At 40.6% G+C, this 14,624-nt stretch carries 14 protein-coding genes and 1 tRNA gene; 4 read left to right on the top strand and 11 right to left on the bottom strand.

Annotated elements, in window-relative coordinates; genetic code table 11:
• Nucleotides 1-392 precede the first annotated feature (392 nt).
• The 6 genes from MSBR3_RS03355 to MSBR3_RS03330 form a co-directional block, all read right to left on the bottom strand.
• Nucleotides 393-1,505, bottom strand: coding sequence for a pyridoxal phosphate-dependent aminotransferase (locus tag MSBR3_RS03355; protein WP_048106432.1), 1,113 nt, complete (start codon nucleotides 1,503-1,505; stop codon nucleotides 393-395).
• A 79-nt stretch (nucleotides 1,506-1,584) separates the two neighbouring features.
• On the bottom strand, nucleotides 1,585-2,199 hold the full coding sequence (gene hxlB, locus MSBR3_RS03350; RefSeq protein ID WP_048106430.1) for a 6-phospho-3-hexuloisomerase: 615 nt from the start codon (nucleotides 2,197-2,199) through the stop codon (nucleotides 1,585-1,587).
• A 455-nt stretch (nucleotides 2,200-2,654) separates the two neighbouring features.
• Nucleotides 2,655-3,167, bottom strand: a complete 513-nt coding sequence (locus MSBR3_RS03345; RefSeq protein ID WP_048106428.1) for a hypothetical protein — start codon at nucleotides 3,165-3,167, stop codon at nucleotides 2,655-2,657.
• Between the two features lie 14 nt (nucleotides 3,168-3,181).
• A complete protein-coding gene (locus tag MSBR3_RS03340) occupies nucleotides 3,182-3,541 on the bottom strand; it encodes a DUF2073 domain-containing protein (RefSeq protein ID WP_048106427.1) in 360 nt (119 codons plus the stop codon).
• A gap of 5 nt (nucleotides 3,542-3,546) precedes the next feature.
• Nucleotides 3,547-4,188, bottom strand: coding sequence for an Era-like GTP-binding protein (locus MSBR3_RS03335; protein WP_048106426.1), 642 nt, complete (start codon nucleotides 4,186-4,188; stop codon nucleotides 3,547-3,549).
• Nucleotides 4,189-4,922: 734 nt separating this feature from the next.
• Nucleotides 4,923-5,138, bottom strand: coding sequence for a hypothetical protein (locus MSBR3_RS03330; RefSeq protein ID WP_155396692.1), 216 nt, complete (start codon nucleotides 5,136-5,138; stop codon nucleotides 4,923-4,925).
• Between the two features lie 214 nt (nucleotides 5,139-5,352).
• On the opposite strand from MSBR3_RS03330, the gene MSBR3_RS03325 reads away from it, so the two are divergent.
• Genes MSBR3_RS03325 through MSBR3_RS03315 form a run of 3 tightly spaced genes read left to right on the top strand, consistent with a single transcriptional unit; the run spans nucleotide 5,353 to nucleotide 6,940 of the window.
• Nucleotides 5,353-6,216, top strand: a complete 864-nt coding sequence (locus MSBR3_RS03325) for a shikimate kinase (RefSeq protein ID WP_048106424.1) — start codon at nucleotides 5,353-5,355, stop codon at nucleotides 6,214-6,216.
• 14 nt (nucleotides 6,217-6,230) lie between these two features.
• Nucleotides 6,231-6,518: a chorismate mutase gene (locus MSBR3_RS03320; RefSeq protein WP_048106422.1), complete on the top strand. Its 288-nt coding sequence runs from the start codon at nucleotides 6,231-6,233 to the stop codon at nucleotides 6,516-6,518.
• Between the two features lie 20 nt (nucleotides 6,519-6,538).
• Nucleotides 6,539-6,940 carry a 5-(carboxyamino)imidazole ribonucleotide mutase gene (locus MSBR3_RS03315; protein ID WP_048106421.1) on the top strand — a complete coding sequence of 134 codons (402 nt, stop codon included), beginning with the start codon at nucleotides 6,539-6,541 and terminating at the stop codon, nucleotides 6,938-6,940.
• Between the two features lie 253 nt (nucleotides 6,941-7,193).
• Here the strand turns inward: MSBR3_RS03315 and MSBR3_RS03310 are convergent, their stop codons facing one another.
• From MSBR3_RS03310 to cutA, 5 genes are all read right to left on the bottom strand, one after another.
• Entirely contained in the window at nucleotides 7,194-7,628 is a 435-nt protein-coding gene (locus tag MSBR3_RS03310; protein ID WP_268989138.1) for a type I restriction-modification enzyme R subunit C-terminal domain-containing protein, read from the bottom strand.
• A 235-nt stretch (nucleotides 7,629-7,863) separates the two neighbouring features.
• Entirely contained in the window at nucleotides 7,864-8,451 is a 588-nt protein-coding gene (locus tag MSBR3_RS03305; RefSeq protein WP_268989137.1) for a DUF4276 family protein, read from the bottom strand.
• Nucleotides 8,452-8,471: 20 nt separating this feature from the next.
• Nucleotides 8,472-9,701, bottom strand: coding sequence for an AAA family ATPase (locus tag MSBR3_RS03300; RefSeq protein ID WP_048109970.1), 1,230 nt, complete (start codon nucleotides 9,699-9,701; stop codon nucleotides 8,472-8,474).
• Nucleotides 9,702-11,148: 1,447 nt separating this feature from the next.
• Nucleotides 11,149-11,231: transfer RNA gene (locus tag MSBR3_RS03295), tRNA-Leu, on the bottom strand.
• A 232-nt stretch (nucleotides 11,232-11,463) separates the two neighbouring features.
• Entirely contained in the window at nucleotides 11,464-11,781 is a 318-nt protein-coding gene (cutA, locus tag MSBR3_RS03290; protein WP_048106416.1) for a divalent-cation tolerance protein CutA, read from the bottom strand.
• 874 nt (nucleotides 11,782-12,655) lie between these two features.
• Here cutA and MSBR3_RS03285 point away from each other — a divergent pair.
• Nucleotides 12,656-14,449 carry a site-2 protease family protein gene (locus MSBR3_RS03285; protein WP_048106414.1) on the top strand — a complete coding sequence of 598 codons (1,794 nt, stop codon included), beginning with the start codon at nucleotides 12,656-12,658 and terminating at the stop codon, nucleotides 14,447-14,449.
• The last annotated feature ends 175 nt before the right edge of the window (nucleotides 14,450-14,624 follow it).

Here is a 14,624-nt window from a genome sequence, read left to right as displayed (position 1 = left end):
AAAGGAATATACATTTAAGGTAACTGTAGATAGGGAAATTACAAATATAACTAAAGTTGAAATTCCCAATCCTCGCACCTCCGTAGACATACGCTTACATTACAAATACTATGGTGGGATTCCTCATATGGACTACGAATCCCTGAGATACTCCCGATCTTTGTAGAAACTGTAGAATGGATGTGCTGATAAACTATCGAGAAATATGGGCAATATGGGCAGTCATTGAAAGAAGATCTGAGAAAAGGAAGTCCGAAAAAAGAAGGTCTAAAAAAAGAAGGTCTGAAAAACTGCCCCTGTTACAGGAAGCTTTAAAAATTTTTCAGAGTATTTTCTCATGAATTTTTAAATATTTTTAAAAAGTTTAGTTGAATTAGTTTCGGACTACGCTCTCAAAGGACTTTTTCCATTATGCCTAAAGCTTTTTCAATATCTTTCATTGAAGCCGCATAGGAAAATCGAATATGTCCATCTCCTTCGCTTCCGAAAGCTGTACCTGGAGTGACAATAATGCCGTTTGAGATCAATTTTGAGGCTACTTCTGAGGAGTTCGCGACTTTCGGGAAGGCGTAGAAAGCTCCTTTCGGGAGAGTACATTCCATCCCTAGCTCGTTCAGCCCTTTTACGAGTACATCCCTGCGCTTTCTGAACTCATCTAACATAACTTTGACTGAGTCTTTAGGTCCTGTCAATGCTGCATAGGCTGCTTTCTGAGCGATTGAACTGGCGCAGGCCTGGATATACTGGTGTACCTTAAGCATCTGACCTATGTAATCTTTCTGAGCTGCTACGTAGCCAAGCCTCCAGCCGGTCATAGCATAGCTTTTTGAGGTAGCGTTTACCGTAATAACATTGTCCGAATAACTGGCAGGGCTTACATGTTCTCCTTCATAGATGAAATATTCATAGACTTCGTCCGAAATAATGGTTATATTATAGTCGTCTGCAATCTCGGCCAGGGCTTTTATATCGGCTCTGCTTGCGACAGTTCCTGTAGGATTTGAAGGAGAATTAAGGATAAGAGCTCGGGTTTTAGGGGTAATTTTCTCAAGCACGGTCTCAGGCTTCATGGTAAGGTCTTCGGCAAGGGGGACACTTACAGCTTTACCATTGACGATCTGGGTCAGTGCATTGTAAGAAACAAAGCCCGGGTTTGAGATAAGAACTTCATCTCCGGGGTTTAGCAGGGCTGTAAGGGCAATGGCAAGAGCTTCAGATGCTCCCGAAGTAACGATTATTTCCTCAGGAGAAACCGTGAACCTGTTTTCTTCCTGGAATTTGGAACTCAGGGCTTCTCTTAACTCCGGAATTCCCGAGCCGACCGTATAGCCCGTGAAACCTTCGTTTATAGCTTTTACTGCCGCTGCCTTGATATGCTCTGGAGTATCAAAATCAGGCTGTCCAAGCCCAAGGTTAATGGCATCCGAGCCTGCAGCTTCGAAAATCTTCCTGATTCCTGAGATGTCAATTCTGGCTACGTTATCTGAAAATTTTCTTTCCTTCAAATTGAGCCCTCCTGTATCCTTATAAGTTAACTGTGTTTAGATGGATCTGCTGCTTTCTAGCGATTTAGCGGTTAAGGCTTTATTCAATATTCGTATGTCTCGATTTCAGTTCGGCTTCAGAGGCGCCTGTGAGCGTTATAAGCTGAGAAATTATCGAATCAAGGAAAATAAGTGATGTAATTTCAAAAGATGTGCCTAGAGGTGGCAGAGTTTTGTAACCTCCCCGCATATTTCTTTCAAGGTAACCGTCTGCATCAGGGTCATTTTTAGTCTTGCTAGGAAGGATCATAGCAATATCCGAGATTCTGCCGAGTGTGGATTCTTTTTTAGATGTAACCGTTATGAGAGTTGCACCAATGTCTTTTACTATTTTCCCGAGATCAGCTATAGAATGGGTTTCTCCTGACCCTGAAATAGCAATCACCACATCCTCGGGTCTGACAGCAGGGGTTGTAGTCTCACCAACCACATACACACTGAATCCAAGGTGCATAAGCCTCATTGCAAAAGCTTTGGCAACAAGCCCGGACCTTCCGGCTCCCATCAAAAAAATTCTTTCGCCTTCCAGAATTTTCTGGATCATCGACCTTATGGCTTCTCTATCTAGTCTGTCAATTATCTCATTGAGGTTTACTGCAATCAGTTTCATTGATAATAGTACGTCTTCGCAGTTGTTTGCCTGAACTTTTTCCATATGAGTTCTCCGAAAAACATTGGGTTAAGTGCTGGTTAAATGCCTGATTTTATAATAATTAATCGATGGATTATATAATAATTAACTGATAATAGTTAATTGATAGATTCTATAATAATTAACCAATTGATTAACTGATAACAATTAACCAATTACAATTAACTGATAACAATTAACCAACTATGATTAACTGATAACAATTAACCAACTATGATTAACTGATAACAATTAACCAACTATGATTAACTGATAACAGTTAACCGATAACAATTAACTGATAACAGTTAACCAATTACGATTAACTGATTATGTCTTATTTACCTGCCGATGTCAGCATCAAATAGAAAATGCTACTGAAATTTTACCAAAATCTCTACTCAAATCTACAGTACAGATCTCAGGGCAAACTTCGGAAGCCTTCTTTTCAACTTGCTGCAGTGCTAGCAGTCCTGACTTTATTTACTTGCTTGCGACTCAGTTTTATAATTAATAGTTTTCAGTTCCCAGTTTTCAATGTTACTTTTAAATTCGTGATATAGCCTCTGGATGCCACAGTCGTTCCCATTCCAATAAAAGTCTTTACGTGTTTCTCCTTTTTGGAGCTCTTCAAGTATAAATTTTGATAAGTGAAAAAGGGCTTTTTTATTGGAAAAAGGGATACTATAGTTTACGCGATAACCACCGGCTGTTTTTCCATAGGACACGAGTGTGTACCCTTTACTCTCATATTCCGTAATCTCATCAAAGTTGCAGATAATTTCAAATTCATGAACTGTAGACTGGTCAACTTTTGAAATTCCAATTAGTATCTGCGCTATAATGTAATCGGGAACTTTCCGTCCAAACCACACGGCGATTTTCCCGTAAGTACAGATTAAGTTGACGTCGTTCCTGCCCATCTCAAAGGAGCCTAGAGTCTGGGGAGGGTAGATTATAGCTTCCTCATCTTGGGTCTTCTGGGCACACATTGCTTCCACTTCGTTTACTTACTTGCAGAGACAAGTGCACTTATGAGATTCCGATCTTTTTTAAGGGTTTTGAGCTGGTTTGCAGGCCCTATTACCGTAAGTCTCTTACTGCTCTGTCTTTTGAGAATTTTTCCAAGAAATGAGCCGTCCGTATTTGCAGGATAACTTTGCATCTCGATGCCCGAAAAAACATCAGGCTGAATCACTGACATTGTCATTTCTATAAGCTTTGCTTCCTCCATCGGGTTCAGGCCCTTTTCAAGCACCAGGATTTTACCTTTTCGTACCTCATCGATTATGTATCTGACCTTTTCCATCGAAGCCATCTGAGAGATTCTGGCTTCGGATACCAAATCAAGTTGAATTCCCTGCATACGGATCACCCGAACTGTTTTGCTAGAGCTTCATAAAACGAGTCCATTCCCACTCCTTCAAGGGCAGAAACTGGCACCATAGGATGCTGGGGGAAAGCTTCCTTTATGACGGATGGATCGGCATCAGGAAGGTCTACCTTGTTTGCTACTATAAGAAGCGGAAGGTTTCTGGCTTCCATGTTCCCTATTACTGTTACATTGACCTGGGTATAGGGGTTTTCTGTGGAATCCATAACAAGTATGACACCATCAAGATCATCCAGCCATTTGACAGCTTCGATTACGCCTTCTGTTGCTTCTTTGGACCGTTTTTTGGATTCGGAATCACTCATTCCCTGCTCCATGAAGTCATGGAAATCGATTTTTGTGGCAAGCCCGGGCGTGTCTACGATATCAAGGTTGATTGTGTGCCCACTGGTCTCAATACTTATCGCGTTCCTTCTCTTGGCATGCCGGGTTTCATGAGCGATATGAGAAACAGAACCCATAGTTTCTTCAGCTCCGACCCAATCCTTGAGGATCCGATTACTAAGGGTCGTCTTACCGGCATTCGGGGGGCCGTAAATTCCTATGCATGCTCCTTTTTTCTTGAACAGTTTATTGAACATTTTTGAAAAGCTTACCTTAAATCGTTCCAACATATTCATAGCTTCCCTCCTTTGGGAAAAGCATAGTACCTAAGGATTTCTCGGATTGCTTTCCTTTACGGATTGGTACTTAAATCTAATTTCTTGATCCATGCATTTATGTAACTTCTATTTATCGTATGAGGGGACTGGGGAAAATTGTAGATGTTTTTTCCCTTTCCAGTATATCTGGAAGTAAATTAGAAGTTTAAGATCCTTTCTACGGTAGAATAGAAAGTGCCTCCGTGGAAATAACACCAGAATATAAATAAATTGCTTTCTATCGCCTAATTCCCTCACCACATTAATAAAAAAGCTTTTTATCCATAAACAAAAAGCTTTCTATCCAGAAGACTTCAAGCTCTTCCAAATTTTTTATAAGTATTAATTTTTTATATGTGCACTGATGTTCTGCACTTTACTTTATATTTTTTCCTATTTTATCCATTCAATCTTAAAAATATAAATTGTTTTTATTAGAATATCTTCTGGTATCTTTCTCATTTAACTCTTTATGTAGCATTTTACAGCTCAATTTTCCTCTATTGTACTTAAGATATCTTTCAGAGACTCTAAAATATTTTTATAAATCTAAAAATATTTTTTGAGCAGCTCAGAGCATTGAAAGGTAAACCAATTATCTCGATTTAAGATGTTAGTTATATATTTAACTCTTTTATTACTTTTGAGATCTTTTATTACTTTTGAGATCGTTTATTACTTTTGAGATTTTTTATATGTAATGCATAGAAATTTTACCCTGGAAATCTTTTCATTTTTATTGACTGCTCTTCAAGAACTGGATTTTTCAGTAGTTTTCCATCAGGTTGGGGCGTGAATAAAACCTTTATGCCCGTTTTGGTCCCATTTTTCAGTCCTTTATTAAGGATAGAAAGTAATGTAAGTAGATCCACCTGCCTGCTATACTTTCCTGGGTCTAATAATGATTTCATATTTTTGATTGAATCCACTAGATCTGAAATTAGAAACTTTTGTTCCTGATTCGAATAGTATCCTCTGATAACATCTCGAAATGTTTTTTGTATATGTGATTCAACTTTGCTATTTATGTTTGTAAATTTCTGCTTTTTTATGAATACTTTTCAAAGCTTTGCGTTTCAGGAGACCCGGATCCTGTGGAGAAACGCAGTAAAAAATATTAAAGAATAATGCATTCTGAGGATGATGATACTTGAAGGGCACGCCTGCGCGTCTGGAGCAGGAACCATTATTGCGGCATTTGCAACCTGGAAAGGTGCGGCATTCGGAACTGGCTTAAAAACATATTCAGAGGTGGAACTCTCGGACCGCGAAAAAAAAGTCCGCGGATCGATTGAGGGAATGCCTGAAGCAGACACTTTTCTTATTGAAAGGTGTGTAGAACTTGTGCTTGAACACTTCGAGATTAAACTTGGGGGCAAGGTAAAAACAAGCAGCAACATTCCTCTTGCAGGCGGACTCAAGAGCAGCAGTGCAGCTGCCAATGCAACCGTACTGGCAACTTTAAACGCTATAGGAGAATCAATGCCTCCTCTTGACGCTGTAAAACTTGGGGTAAGAGCTGCAAGAGAAGCAAAAGTAACCATAACAGGGTCTTTTGATGACGCTTGTGCTTCTTTTTTCGGCGGAGTTGTAATTACCGACAATCGGAAACTGGAATTGCTTAAAAGAGAGGAATACAATTCAAAGGTCCTTATCTTTGCGCCGAACAGGAAAGTGTTCAGTTCACAAACAAATGTTAAACGTTCGGAACTCATTGCTCCGTATATAGATATGGCATACGAACTTGCACTTGCAGGAGAGTATGAAAAAGCAATGACTTTAAACGGTTTCCTCTACTGCAGCGCCCTTGGCTTTGATACCGAATGCATTCTTCAAGCCCTGGAATGCGGTGTAAAAGGGGTAAGCCTATCCGGATCCGGCCCGGCATATGTTGCTCTTGTTAAAGAAAAACAGATAGAAGAGCTCAGGTCGGCCTGGGAGAGCTGTGGGATGGAAGGCAGGGTTATAGAAACCTCTATAAATAACAGAGATGCAATGTCTTTATAAAACGAGGGGTTCACTTGAACGAACTTGAGGACATCCGCAGAGAAATCGAGGAAATTGATAGGGAAATACTTGCCCTCATTGATAGAAGAGTAAATATGGCCGAAAGAGTGCTTGAATCAAAAAGAATAAATGGAACTTCGATAAATGACCAGAAGCAAAACGAGGTTGTAATTAACAGAGCTTTAAATGCCGCAACCGAGCTCAACCTTGATCCGGGTTCCATAAAGGCCATTTTTGAGGTTCTTATCAGGATGAGTATTGAGCGCCAAAACGAGTTAAGCGGCAAAGGAAGATTGCCCTGACTGCTCAGGAGAAGCTAAAAATGGTTGATATCTCAATAATTATGGGTTCCGAATCCGACAGGTCTATCGCCAACCGTGCGGTATCCGTACTTGAAAAGAGCAAATACACTTACGAAGTAATGGTCATTTCTGCTCACAGGAACCCTGACGAACTTGAAAGCTACATCTCAAGCACCGATGCAAAGGTCTTTATTACGATTGCAGGTTTGTCTGCAGCCCTTCCAGGGGTTGTAGCTTCCAGAACAAAAAGACCTGTAGTCGGAGTCCCTGTTAGCGCGAAGCTTGGCGGACTCGATGCCCTGCTCTCCATTGCCCAGATGCCCCCAGGAGTGCCTGTAGGAAGCGTAGGGATAGATAACGGAGCAAACGGTGCACATCTTGCTCTGAGAATTCTGGACTTGATTGATACTGTGAAGCCTTAAGGAGCCTGTAAAAAGCTCTCACTTCCGGTTTATACGGTAATAATCAATTGGTTAAAAAAAGCTACTAAGTTGAATCGGCAGTAAACTTAGCCGACTGTTTACAAAATTCGGTCGGCTCATTTCAAAAATTCTTTTTTAAACTATCGGAATTATTTAGTGTATGTTAACTTTGTTTAGTCGATTCAAAATGAATGTTAAATCTCCCTGCTATTGCTTGAAAATTATTACTTATCCAATGCGGCTCAATAGACTTTCAAGCAATAATTTGTTGCGAATATGGGGGCACTAATGCTGTTGCCGTAATCCTCTCCAATGTGACTATCAATTCATCAATTTGAGTTGAGGTAAAAAGCCCATCCGGGCCCTGTGGTGTAAGGTCAGTAAATGGTGATTCGTAAAGTAATGCTACATCCATTGCACCGTGCTCGGTAAGATGGTTAATGATCAGGTTTATGAACTCTATCTGGTTTGCAGTCAGGGTCTTACCTGCCAGGAATGTGGCAAGCGACTGTTTTGCAGCTTCCCTATCAAGCCCTATGAGTGAACGCACGAAGAGTCCGAGTCCGTTTGATACCTGTTTGGCACGGGCGATTTCTTCCGGCCCTCCAAACCCACTTTCAGAGAGTATCCGCTCCAGTTCATCAAGATCAGTTGCTGTCAATGGAATATTCATCCGAAGCTTATGGATTACGGCATTGATATGCGGTCGATTTTGTTTTTCAGTTCACCTGTGATCATTATTATTCCTCTATAAGTCTAGCTTGCAGCCTAGTCATGAAAATTTAGTTATTAGTAATCTAATGAGCTCAAAATCGTTATATGCTGATGAGAAGCTACCAAAATCATGCTCAACAATTGAATTGCCAAGACACTAGTACTGTTATTTCAACTATACAAATTGCAACCGGCTCTATCTTAGACATTTATAGGATTTCCAGGACTGCATCCCGGAAATACTGAAAGCTGAGAGAACTGTTGTGCTTCCAATCTATTTGGTAGCCTAGCTTGCGTGCAACTTCTATTTTGCGCAGGCCCCCCTCAAAATAGCCTGCCTTCTTCATCAGCCGCTCAAAGGCTTCCCAGGTGCCGCCAGATATGGAATCTGGATTGTGGTATGCTTCTTTTTGAGGAATATTTGCGTTAACTTTAGGATAGGCACGTTTGACGGCATTCCAGTCCCCAAAATACCAGGCTTCGAGTTCTTCGATGGCGATTCGGTTAACCACCTGCCAACGGGTGGAGGCGCTTGAGCGAGTGCTCAGGCCTTCCCGAAGGACTATGTCATCCAGCCTTTGTTTGAGTTCACGGCAGTCTTCATCGTCCCTATCCACAACCACGACTATGCGCCAGTCTGACGGAAGCCAGCAGGAGTAACCTCTCAGTCGAGAGGAAAGTTTGGAAAGTAGGTCATTCTTGCACTGGAAGGGGTAAATCTCGAAGCTCACCTTGTCTCCAAGCATTCGGGGAAGTAATTCCCTAAGAAATGCCTCCATGGAGGGTTCTTCTACCATGATTTCTAGATGTCTGGTATTCATGGCTTCCCCCCTTTGCGTGATGGTGCTCCCTGGTTTACCAGTGGATCTCCCCTTCCAAAACGCCCTTCCAGCCACAAGTATCCCAGCGAAGCGCCAGCATCTATAAATTCCGGGATGCCCCGGATATCTGCCGCTCGGACTGTCTGGGTGTACCCTCGTTCATCGCGGTAAAGTATGCGAACCTCCTCAGGTCTCAGAGCGTTGACAAAAAAAGGTGAATGGGTGGTGACAAGGAATTGTCCGCGGGCACTGGCTGCACGACATTCTTCAGCTAGTTCGGGTAGCAAGCGTGGGTGAAGGAAATTTTCAGGCTCTTCAATACCAATGAATGAAGGCGGCTCGGGATCGTTAAGTAACACCAGATAAGCCAGCATCTTGAGTGTGCCATCAGATGCGAAACGGGCAAGCACCGGGTGGTCAAAAGGAGCGTCCTTGATCTGGAGAAGGAGGCGGCCGTCCGGCATAGCCTCAGCCAGTACTTTTTCTACATGAGGGACACGGTTTCGCAATACCTCGAATATATGTTCCAACAGTGATGGGTGTTGCTCGGCTAGGTACTGTATGACATTGGCCAAGTTATCACCTGTGCGTGAAAGTCTTTCCTGTGGACCTGCCTCCGGCTGACCACGCGTATCATCTACCGAAAGGTAAGAGACATGCCAGCCTGTAATAAAATCGCGCAACGACGCCACACGTGGGTGATCGGCAAATTGACCCAGAGCATTCACGGCAATAAGATCTGGAGATTTAAGTGGAATTTCAACCCTCTTGTCCTGTTCATCTGGCTTTTCGCCGCTGATGGCACGGCCCTTGCCTTCGCGGTATTCCATAAATCGGAAGGGCTTACCCTGTGTACCCCGCCTCCACTGCAGCCATTCTTCCACTACTACCGGTGAACCCTTACGTTCATCCACAGCTAAGTGATAGGTTATTTTCGGGAATCCAGGTTCCTTGTACTTTATCTCAATGACCACAGATCCTTCACAGCCCCGTGTCTTGAGTTCTTTCGCCCTGCCCCGCCGATCCCAGGCTCGGCGTAGTCCTGATTCAAAACACTCAGAAAGGAAAGCGAAAACATCGAATACCGTAGACTTGCCGCTGCCATTTGGGCCTAAAAGCACTGTCATAGGTGTAAGGTTCTTAAACTCCACTTGCCGCAGTGCCCGATAGTTCTCAACCCTCAGATACTCGATGCGTGCCGGCGTCTTTCGTTCTCTTTCACTCATAGCGTATAACTCCGGTTTTCTTGCATTCATATTATAATGTTTTTATGGAAATGCTAGGGTTCTACTCCCGAACTCTGCCTTTGATTTGACATAAAAGTACGGAATAAAACTGATTACCCATGCTCTTTTTCATTTTCTTCTCTTTATCACATTTAAGCCTTCTATGGCAATTCGCTGATTAGTTTAGCGGTGGTTTGAAAAACCAAAATTAGGACAATCTTACTACCCAAGGTAATGACGAGATTGAAGTCAATGAAGGGTAAAGTAGAGTACTTTCATTTGTTTGTGCCTGTTATTAGAAGAACATCCTGTGCGTTTAGTTTTTATTAATTGATGATTTTCTGTTTAAGTATAATATACTAAAACCTTTTAATATGCTAAACCTTTTAACTCTTGCTTTTTTTAATAAATTTTTTAACTCGAAGGAGAGATTTCTCTATCTTAAATCGTTATTTTCTTTTCAGTGGTATTATGTGGTTCAGATTACAATAGGTAGCTTCAATAAACTTTTTTGAATTAACCTTTTAACCTCAGTATAAGGATTTTTTTGCCTTGAGTGATGCTTTTCTCTCCTCATAAGCCCCCTTACTTGATATTTTCTTTGAATCCATAGGGAGGATCTACAATTAAAATTCAGGAAGTAACCCTATTTAAAAATTCAGCCTTCATGAGGAAAATGTCAAGCCAATTAGAAGTCACTTAAGGTACTTCCAAAGCACATCTTATGTTTTTTACTACCTATTTCACTCTAAAGACTCAACAGCAAAGCTGAGAATAAGCCAGCTTTCTGATAGATTCCTGTTTTTCAGTTCCGAAATTCTTTTCACATTTACAGGCACTTTGGAAGCAGATAGTAACTATTGTCACGGCAATTTAATTACTGGGATTAATACTTAGAAATACATTATCCGTAATCCCTTTCTTAATTTTAAGGATACATAACTGAATTTCTAGACACTAGTGTCATGAAAGTTTAGTTATTGATAATCTAATGAGCTCAAAATAGTTGTATGATGAGAAACTGCCAAAATTATGCTCAACAATTAAATTGTCAAAACACTAGGAGCTTTCTTCCCCAAAATATTTTTTTCGCGGGCAGAGCCATTTTAAAGAATTAATACGAAACCGATGGTTAGAAAAATTGAAAGAGAGTAGCATTAATCAGGATTATTACAAGTTTTTACGTGGACTCGCCGGAACTATACCCCAAGCACGAAGAAACCATTGATAAAAAATCAATAATTTAAGGAAATCGTTATTCAAAAACTGAATATATCTTAAAACAGATGCATGGGATGGGATTCGAACCCACGAATTCTTTTAAAGCCAGATTTTAGTCTGTTGTATTTGACCTATTTCCTACCGTAACTAAGCTGAAATTAAAACAAGATTAGAGAAATAAAGAGAAAGATATTAATCATAAATAGAAAAATCTTCATAAATTTAGTGCGGGAGAAGGGATTCGAACCCCTGAACGTCTGCACGAACAGATCTTGAGTCTGCCACCGTTGACCGCTTGGTTACTCCCGCATTTTAAGGAATCCAATTAGGTAAAGATAGAACTAACATATAAAGCTAATCCTGTAAGCGAATGACTCCGCAAAATTATATATGTAGTAAAAATAAAAATTAAAGTAATTTATAAGTAAGTAATTCCTGTGAAAATAATTAATTCGTAAGCTAACGCCATTGCAACGCCATTATTTATTTCAGTTTCCTATTTCAGGCTTTCCTGCTTCAAATTTCGGTTCTTGCCTTATTTTCAGTCTCCTTCACCTGAACTATTAACGTGAACCCAGTCAAGATACTCCCTTTCTCCTTCAATTCCCCAGAATTCTATTGCAGGCATTTCATACGTGTGTAGTGACTTTACAAGCCTTATGATTTCTTCAAAACGTGAAGAATCGGTTTTTACAAACATAGCAATCTCATTGTCTTCTTCAATCTCTTCCTTCCATCGGTAAACCGAAGATACAGGAAACATATTCACGCAGGCCGCAAGCCTCTTTGAAACCAGCTCTCTCGCAATCTGTGATGCATTTTCCATGTTCCCAGCTGTTATATACACAATTCCAAGCATGAGCAGACACCTCAAGGAAATCTGATATCGTGAACAGGATCTTTAATTTACAAGATCTTTAATTTACAAGATCTTTATTTACAAGATTTTTAATTTACAAGATTCAATTACGAGATCTTTATTTACAAGACTTTAATTTACAAGGTTAATATAAGGCACATTACTCTCCATGTCACAGTATCTATTACCCAGCCTTATAACTTTGGACGTTGGCTGTAGAACTTATCAACATTGGCTTCGATATTGGCTATTACATATTACATAATAAACTTCCATACACCTTTTTATATAATTATGATGTATTATTATATGCCTTTTTCCAAATAGGATTCTTTTTAAGTAGGGAAGGCATTATATATCGATTTTAAATAGTAAGGTGCACTATAACATTCTCATATCATATAGAACACTATATTGTAACACTAGAACTTAACATGATGGATTAATTGGTGCAGAATTTCAGACGCACAATTATATATTAACAATATTAGAGCTTATAGATGTATAATATCAACAGTAAAAACTTAAAGACATATTTTTCCCAACAGTCTTGTATTTGCTGTTTAATTCAAAATTTATACTTAATATTTATACCCGAATTTATAATAAAGTTTATACTAATTTAGCTTAATTCATAGTCGTTTAAATTTAATTAACAGCTTTAGCAGGCTAAGTTCAACTAACAACTTTAACAGGCGAAGTTCAACTAACAACTTTAACAGGCGAAGTTCAACTAACAACTTTAACAGGCGAAGTTCAACTAACAACTTTAACAGGCTAAACTGATTAGCCTGATTAACAATACTTTAAGTTTAATTCATGAATAGTTAAGCTTAATTATAACCTGTTCAGCTCAATAACTCGGAGAATTCCCTTGAATGGCACAAGCATTGCATTAAGTATTTTTTTACTGTATTGGTTCGCAATTTCCGTTCTTGATAGGAAAGGTATTCTGGAGAAGTATAACATAAGCACCTTCGGGCCGCTTCCCATTCTGATGATCAGGACAACTAAGGGCCTCAAACTGCTGGATGTACTGGCCCGTCCGAAGTCTTACTGGAGAATCTTTGCAAACCTTGGAATCTTGCTGATGTTTGCAGGCATGATTGCGATGTTTCTGGTCATAGTTGTCTCGGATCTTGGGCTGTATACTTCTTTCCTTAGCGGAAATGTGCCTGAGCCCGGAAAGTATAGTTCTCCGAGAAACATCTTTCTCATTCCTGGATTAAACGAGTTTATTCCTTTAACCTGGGGAGCTATTGCTCTCATAGTCACGCTTGTCGTGCACGAGTTTTCGCATGCGATTCTTTGCAGAGTTGAAGGCATCAGGGTCAAATCGATGGGTATACTGTATGCTCTGGTCCCTATAGGAGGCTTTGCTGAGCCTGACGATGAACAGCTTTTCGGGACGAAAGAGAAAACCGAAAGAGAACTTCCTCTGACAGCCACAATCAAAGAAATTGAGGAATGGGAAAAAGAAGAAGAAATAAGGCAAAAAACTGAAAAAACAACGCCTGATGAACCGAAATCCGATCCTGTAATAGGTGCAACAAGAATTCAGAGATCCCGGATTCTTGCAGCAGGCGTTATGGCCAATTTCAGCGTGGCTTTTATTGCTCTCCTGCTCTTCTTCGGGCCTGTACTTGGGGCAATTGCTCCCTCAAGTGATGCCCTGATCTTAAGTGTAAACGAAAGTTCTCCGGCTGACCATGCAGGGCTTGAGAAAGGCATGATAATAACGCAGATTAACGATACCAATATCACGACTGCAGAAGATCTGCAAACATACCTCGAAAAAACTCGACCTGGAGATATGGTCCGCATCCGTGCCGTAAAAAATGATACGGTTTCCACACATGACTTGCAGGTCGCATCAGTCCCTGAGGACTATGTTGGTGGAGTGCCCGTAGGAGGAATTGTCTCAGGAAGTCCTGCAGAAGCTGCAGGGATTAAAACCGGAATGACAATGATCAGGATCGACAATACGAAGATGCAAAACGTTACAAGTTTCGTAAACTTCATGGAAACTACCAGGGCAAACCAGACCGTAGAAGTAGAACTTCTCCCTCCTGAAAACTACGCAGGCAACCTCACTGAAAAAGGCACGGTTGTTTTCGATGTGCAGCTGTCAGCCAATCCGGAAAATAACTACGGTTTCCTTGGAGTCATTTACGGGAATAACGCAGTTATGGAATTCCCTATGCTCGGAATCTCCGTGTTGACGCCTCAAGCAAAAGTGTATCTTGAAGCCCTGAAGCAAATCCCGTCCTTGCTAACCATGCCTGCAGGCTGGCTCATTCTCTTTGGACTTCCCATATATGGATTTGCAGGAGAAGGATTCCGGGGTTTTTCAGGTACCTTCATGCAGTTTTACCATCCTGTGGGCTGGGCGGAACCTCTGGGAATAGGAATTTTCTGGATTGCAAACACACTGCTCTGGGTTGGCTGGTTGAACTTTTATGTCGGACTGTTCAACTGCTTGCCTGCCGTACCTCTGGACGGAGGACACGTGTTTAAGGATTCTATTTATTCCTTCATATACCGGTTCACGAGGAATGATTCAATCTCGGAAAAGGTCTCAAACTCTATTACAGCGAGCTTTTCGATGTTAATCCTGTTCTCGTTTGTGTTTATGATACTTGGGCCTTATGTAGGACAATGGATTTGAAACATTTTAGATTGCCTCGTTTCCTTTGCCTTCAAGGAAGCAGAAGGCCTGGGTTAACATTTTTTCCATTTATATAATTTTGTTCTTACTCTTGTACAAAGAAATATCAAGAATATATTATAGTTAAAGACATTACTTATATGTTAATTCATCATTAATATCTATAAAACCTCTC

The sequence above is a fragment of the Methanosarcina barkeri 3 genome (genome assembly GCF_000970305.1).
Classification (GTDB): domain Archaea; phylum Halobacteriota; class Methanosarcinia; order Methanosarcinales; family Methanosarcinaceae; genus Methanosarcina; species Methanosarcina barkeri_A.
This window is presented reverse-complemented; position numbering and strand designations above follow the sequence as displayed.

Coding starts and splice junctions, on each gene's coding strand:
- MSBR3_RS03335 (WP_048106426.1), bottom strand. CDS start 4,188: ATGAATATGTTGGAACGATTTAAGGTAAGCTTTTCAAAAATGTTCAAT.
- hxlB (WP_048106430.1), bottom strand. CDS start 2,199: ATGGAAAAAGTTCAGGCAAACAACTGCGAAGACGTACTATTATCAATG.
- MSBR3_RS03315 (WP_048106421.1), top strand. CDS start 6,539: ATGGTTGATATCTCAATAATTATGGGTTCCGAATCCGACAGGTCTATC.
- MSBR3_RS03300 (WP_048109970.1), bottom strand. CDS start 9,701: ATGAGTGAAAGAGAACGAAAGACGCCGGCACGCATCGAGTATCTGAGG.
- MSBR3_RS03305 (WP_268989137.1), bottom strand. CDS start 8,451: ATGGTAGAAGAACCCTCCATGGAGGCATTTCTTAGGGAATTACTTCCC.
- MSBR3_RS03340 (WP_048106427.1), bottom strand. CDS start 3,541: ATGCAGGGAATTCAACTTGATTTGGTATCCGAAGCCAGAATCTCTCAG.
- cutA (WP_048106416.1), bottom strand. CDS start 11,781: ATGCTTGGAATTGTGTATATAACAGCTGGGAACATGGAAAATGCATCA.
- MSBR3_RS03325 (WP_048106424.1), top strand. CDS start 5,353: ATGATACTTGAAGGGCACGCCTGCGCGTCTGGAGCAGGAACCATTATT.
- MSBR3_RS03345 (WP_048106428.1), bottom strand. CDS start 3,167: ATGTGTGCCCAGAAGACCCAAGATGAGGAAGCTATAATCTACCCTCCC.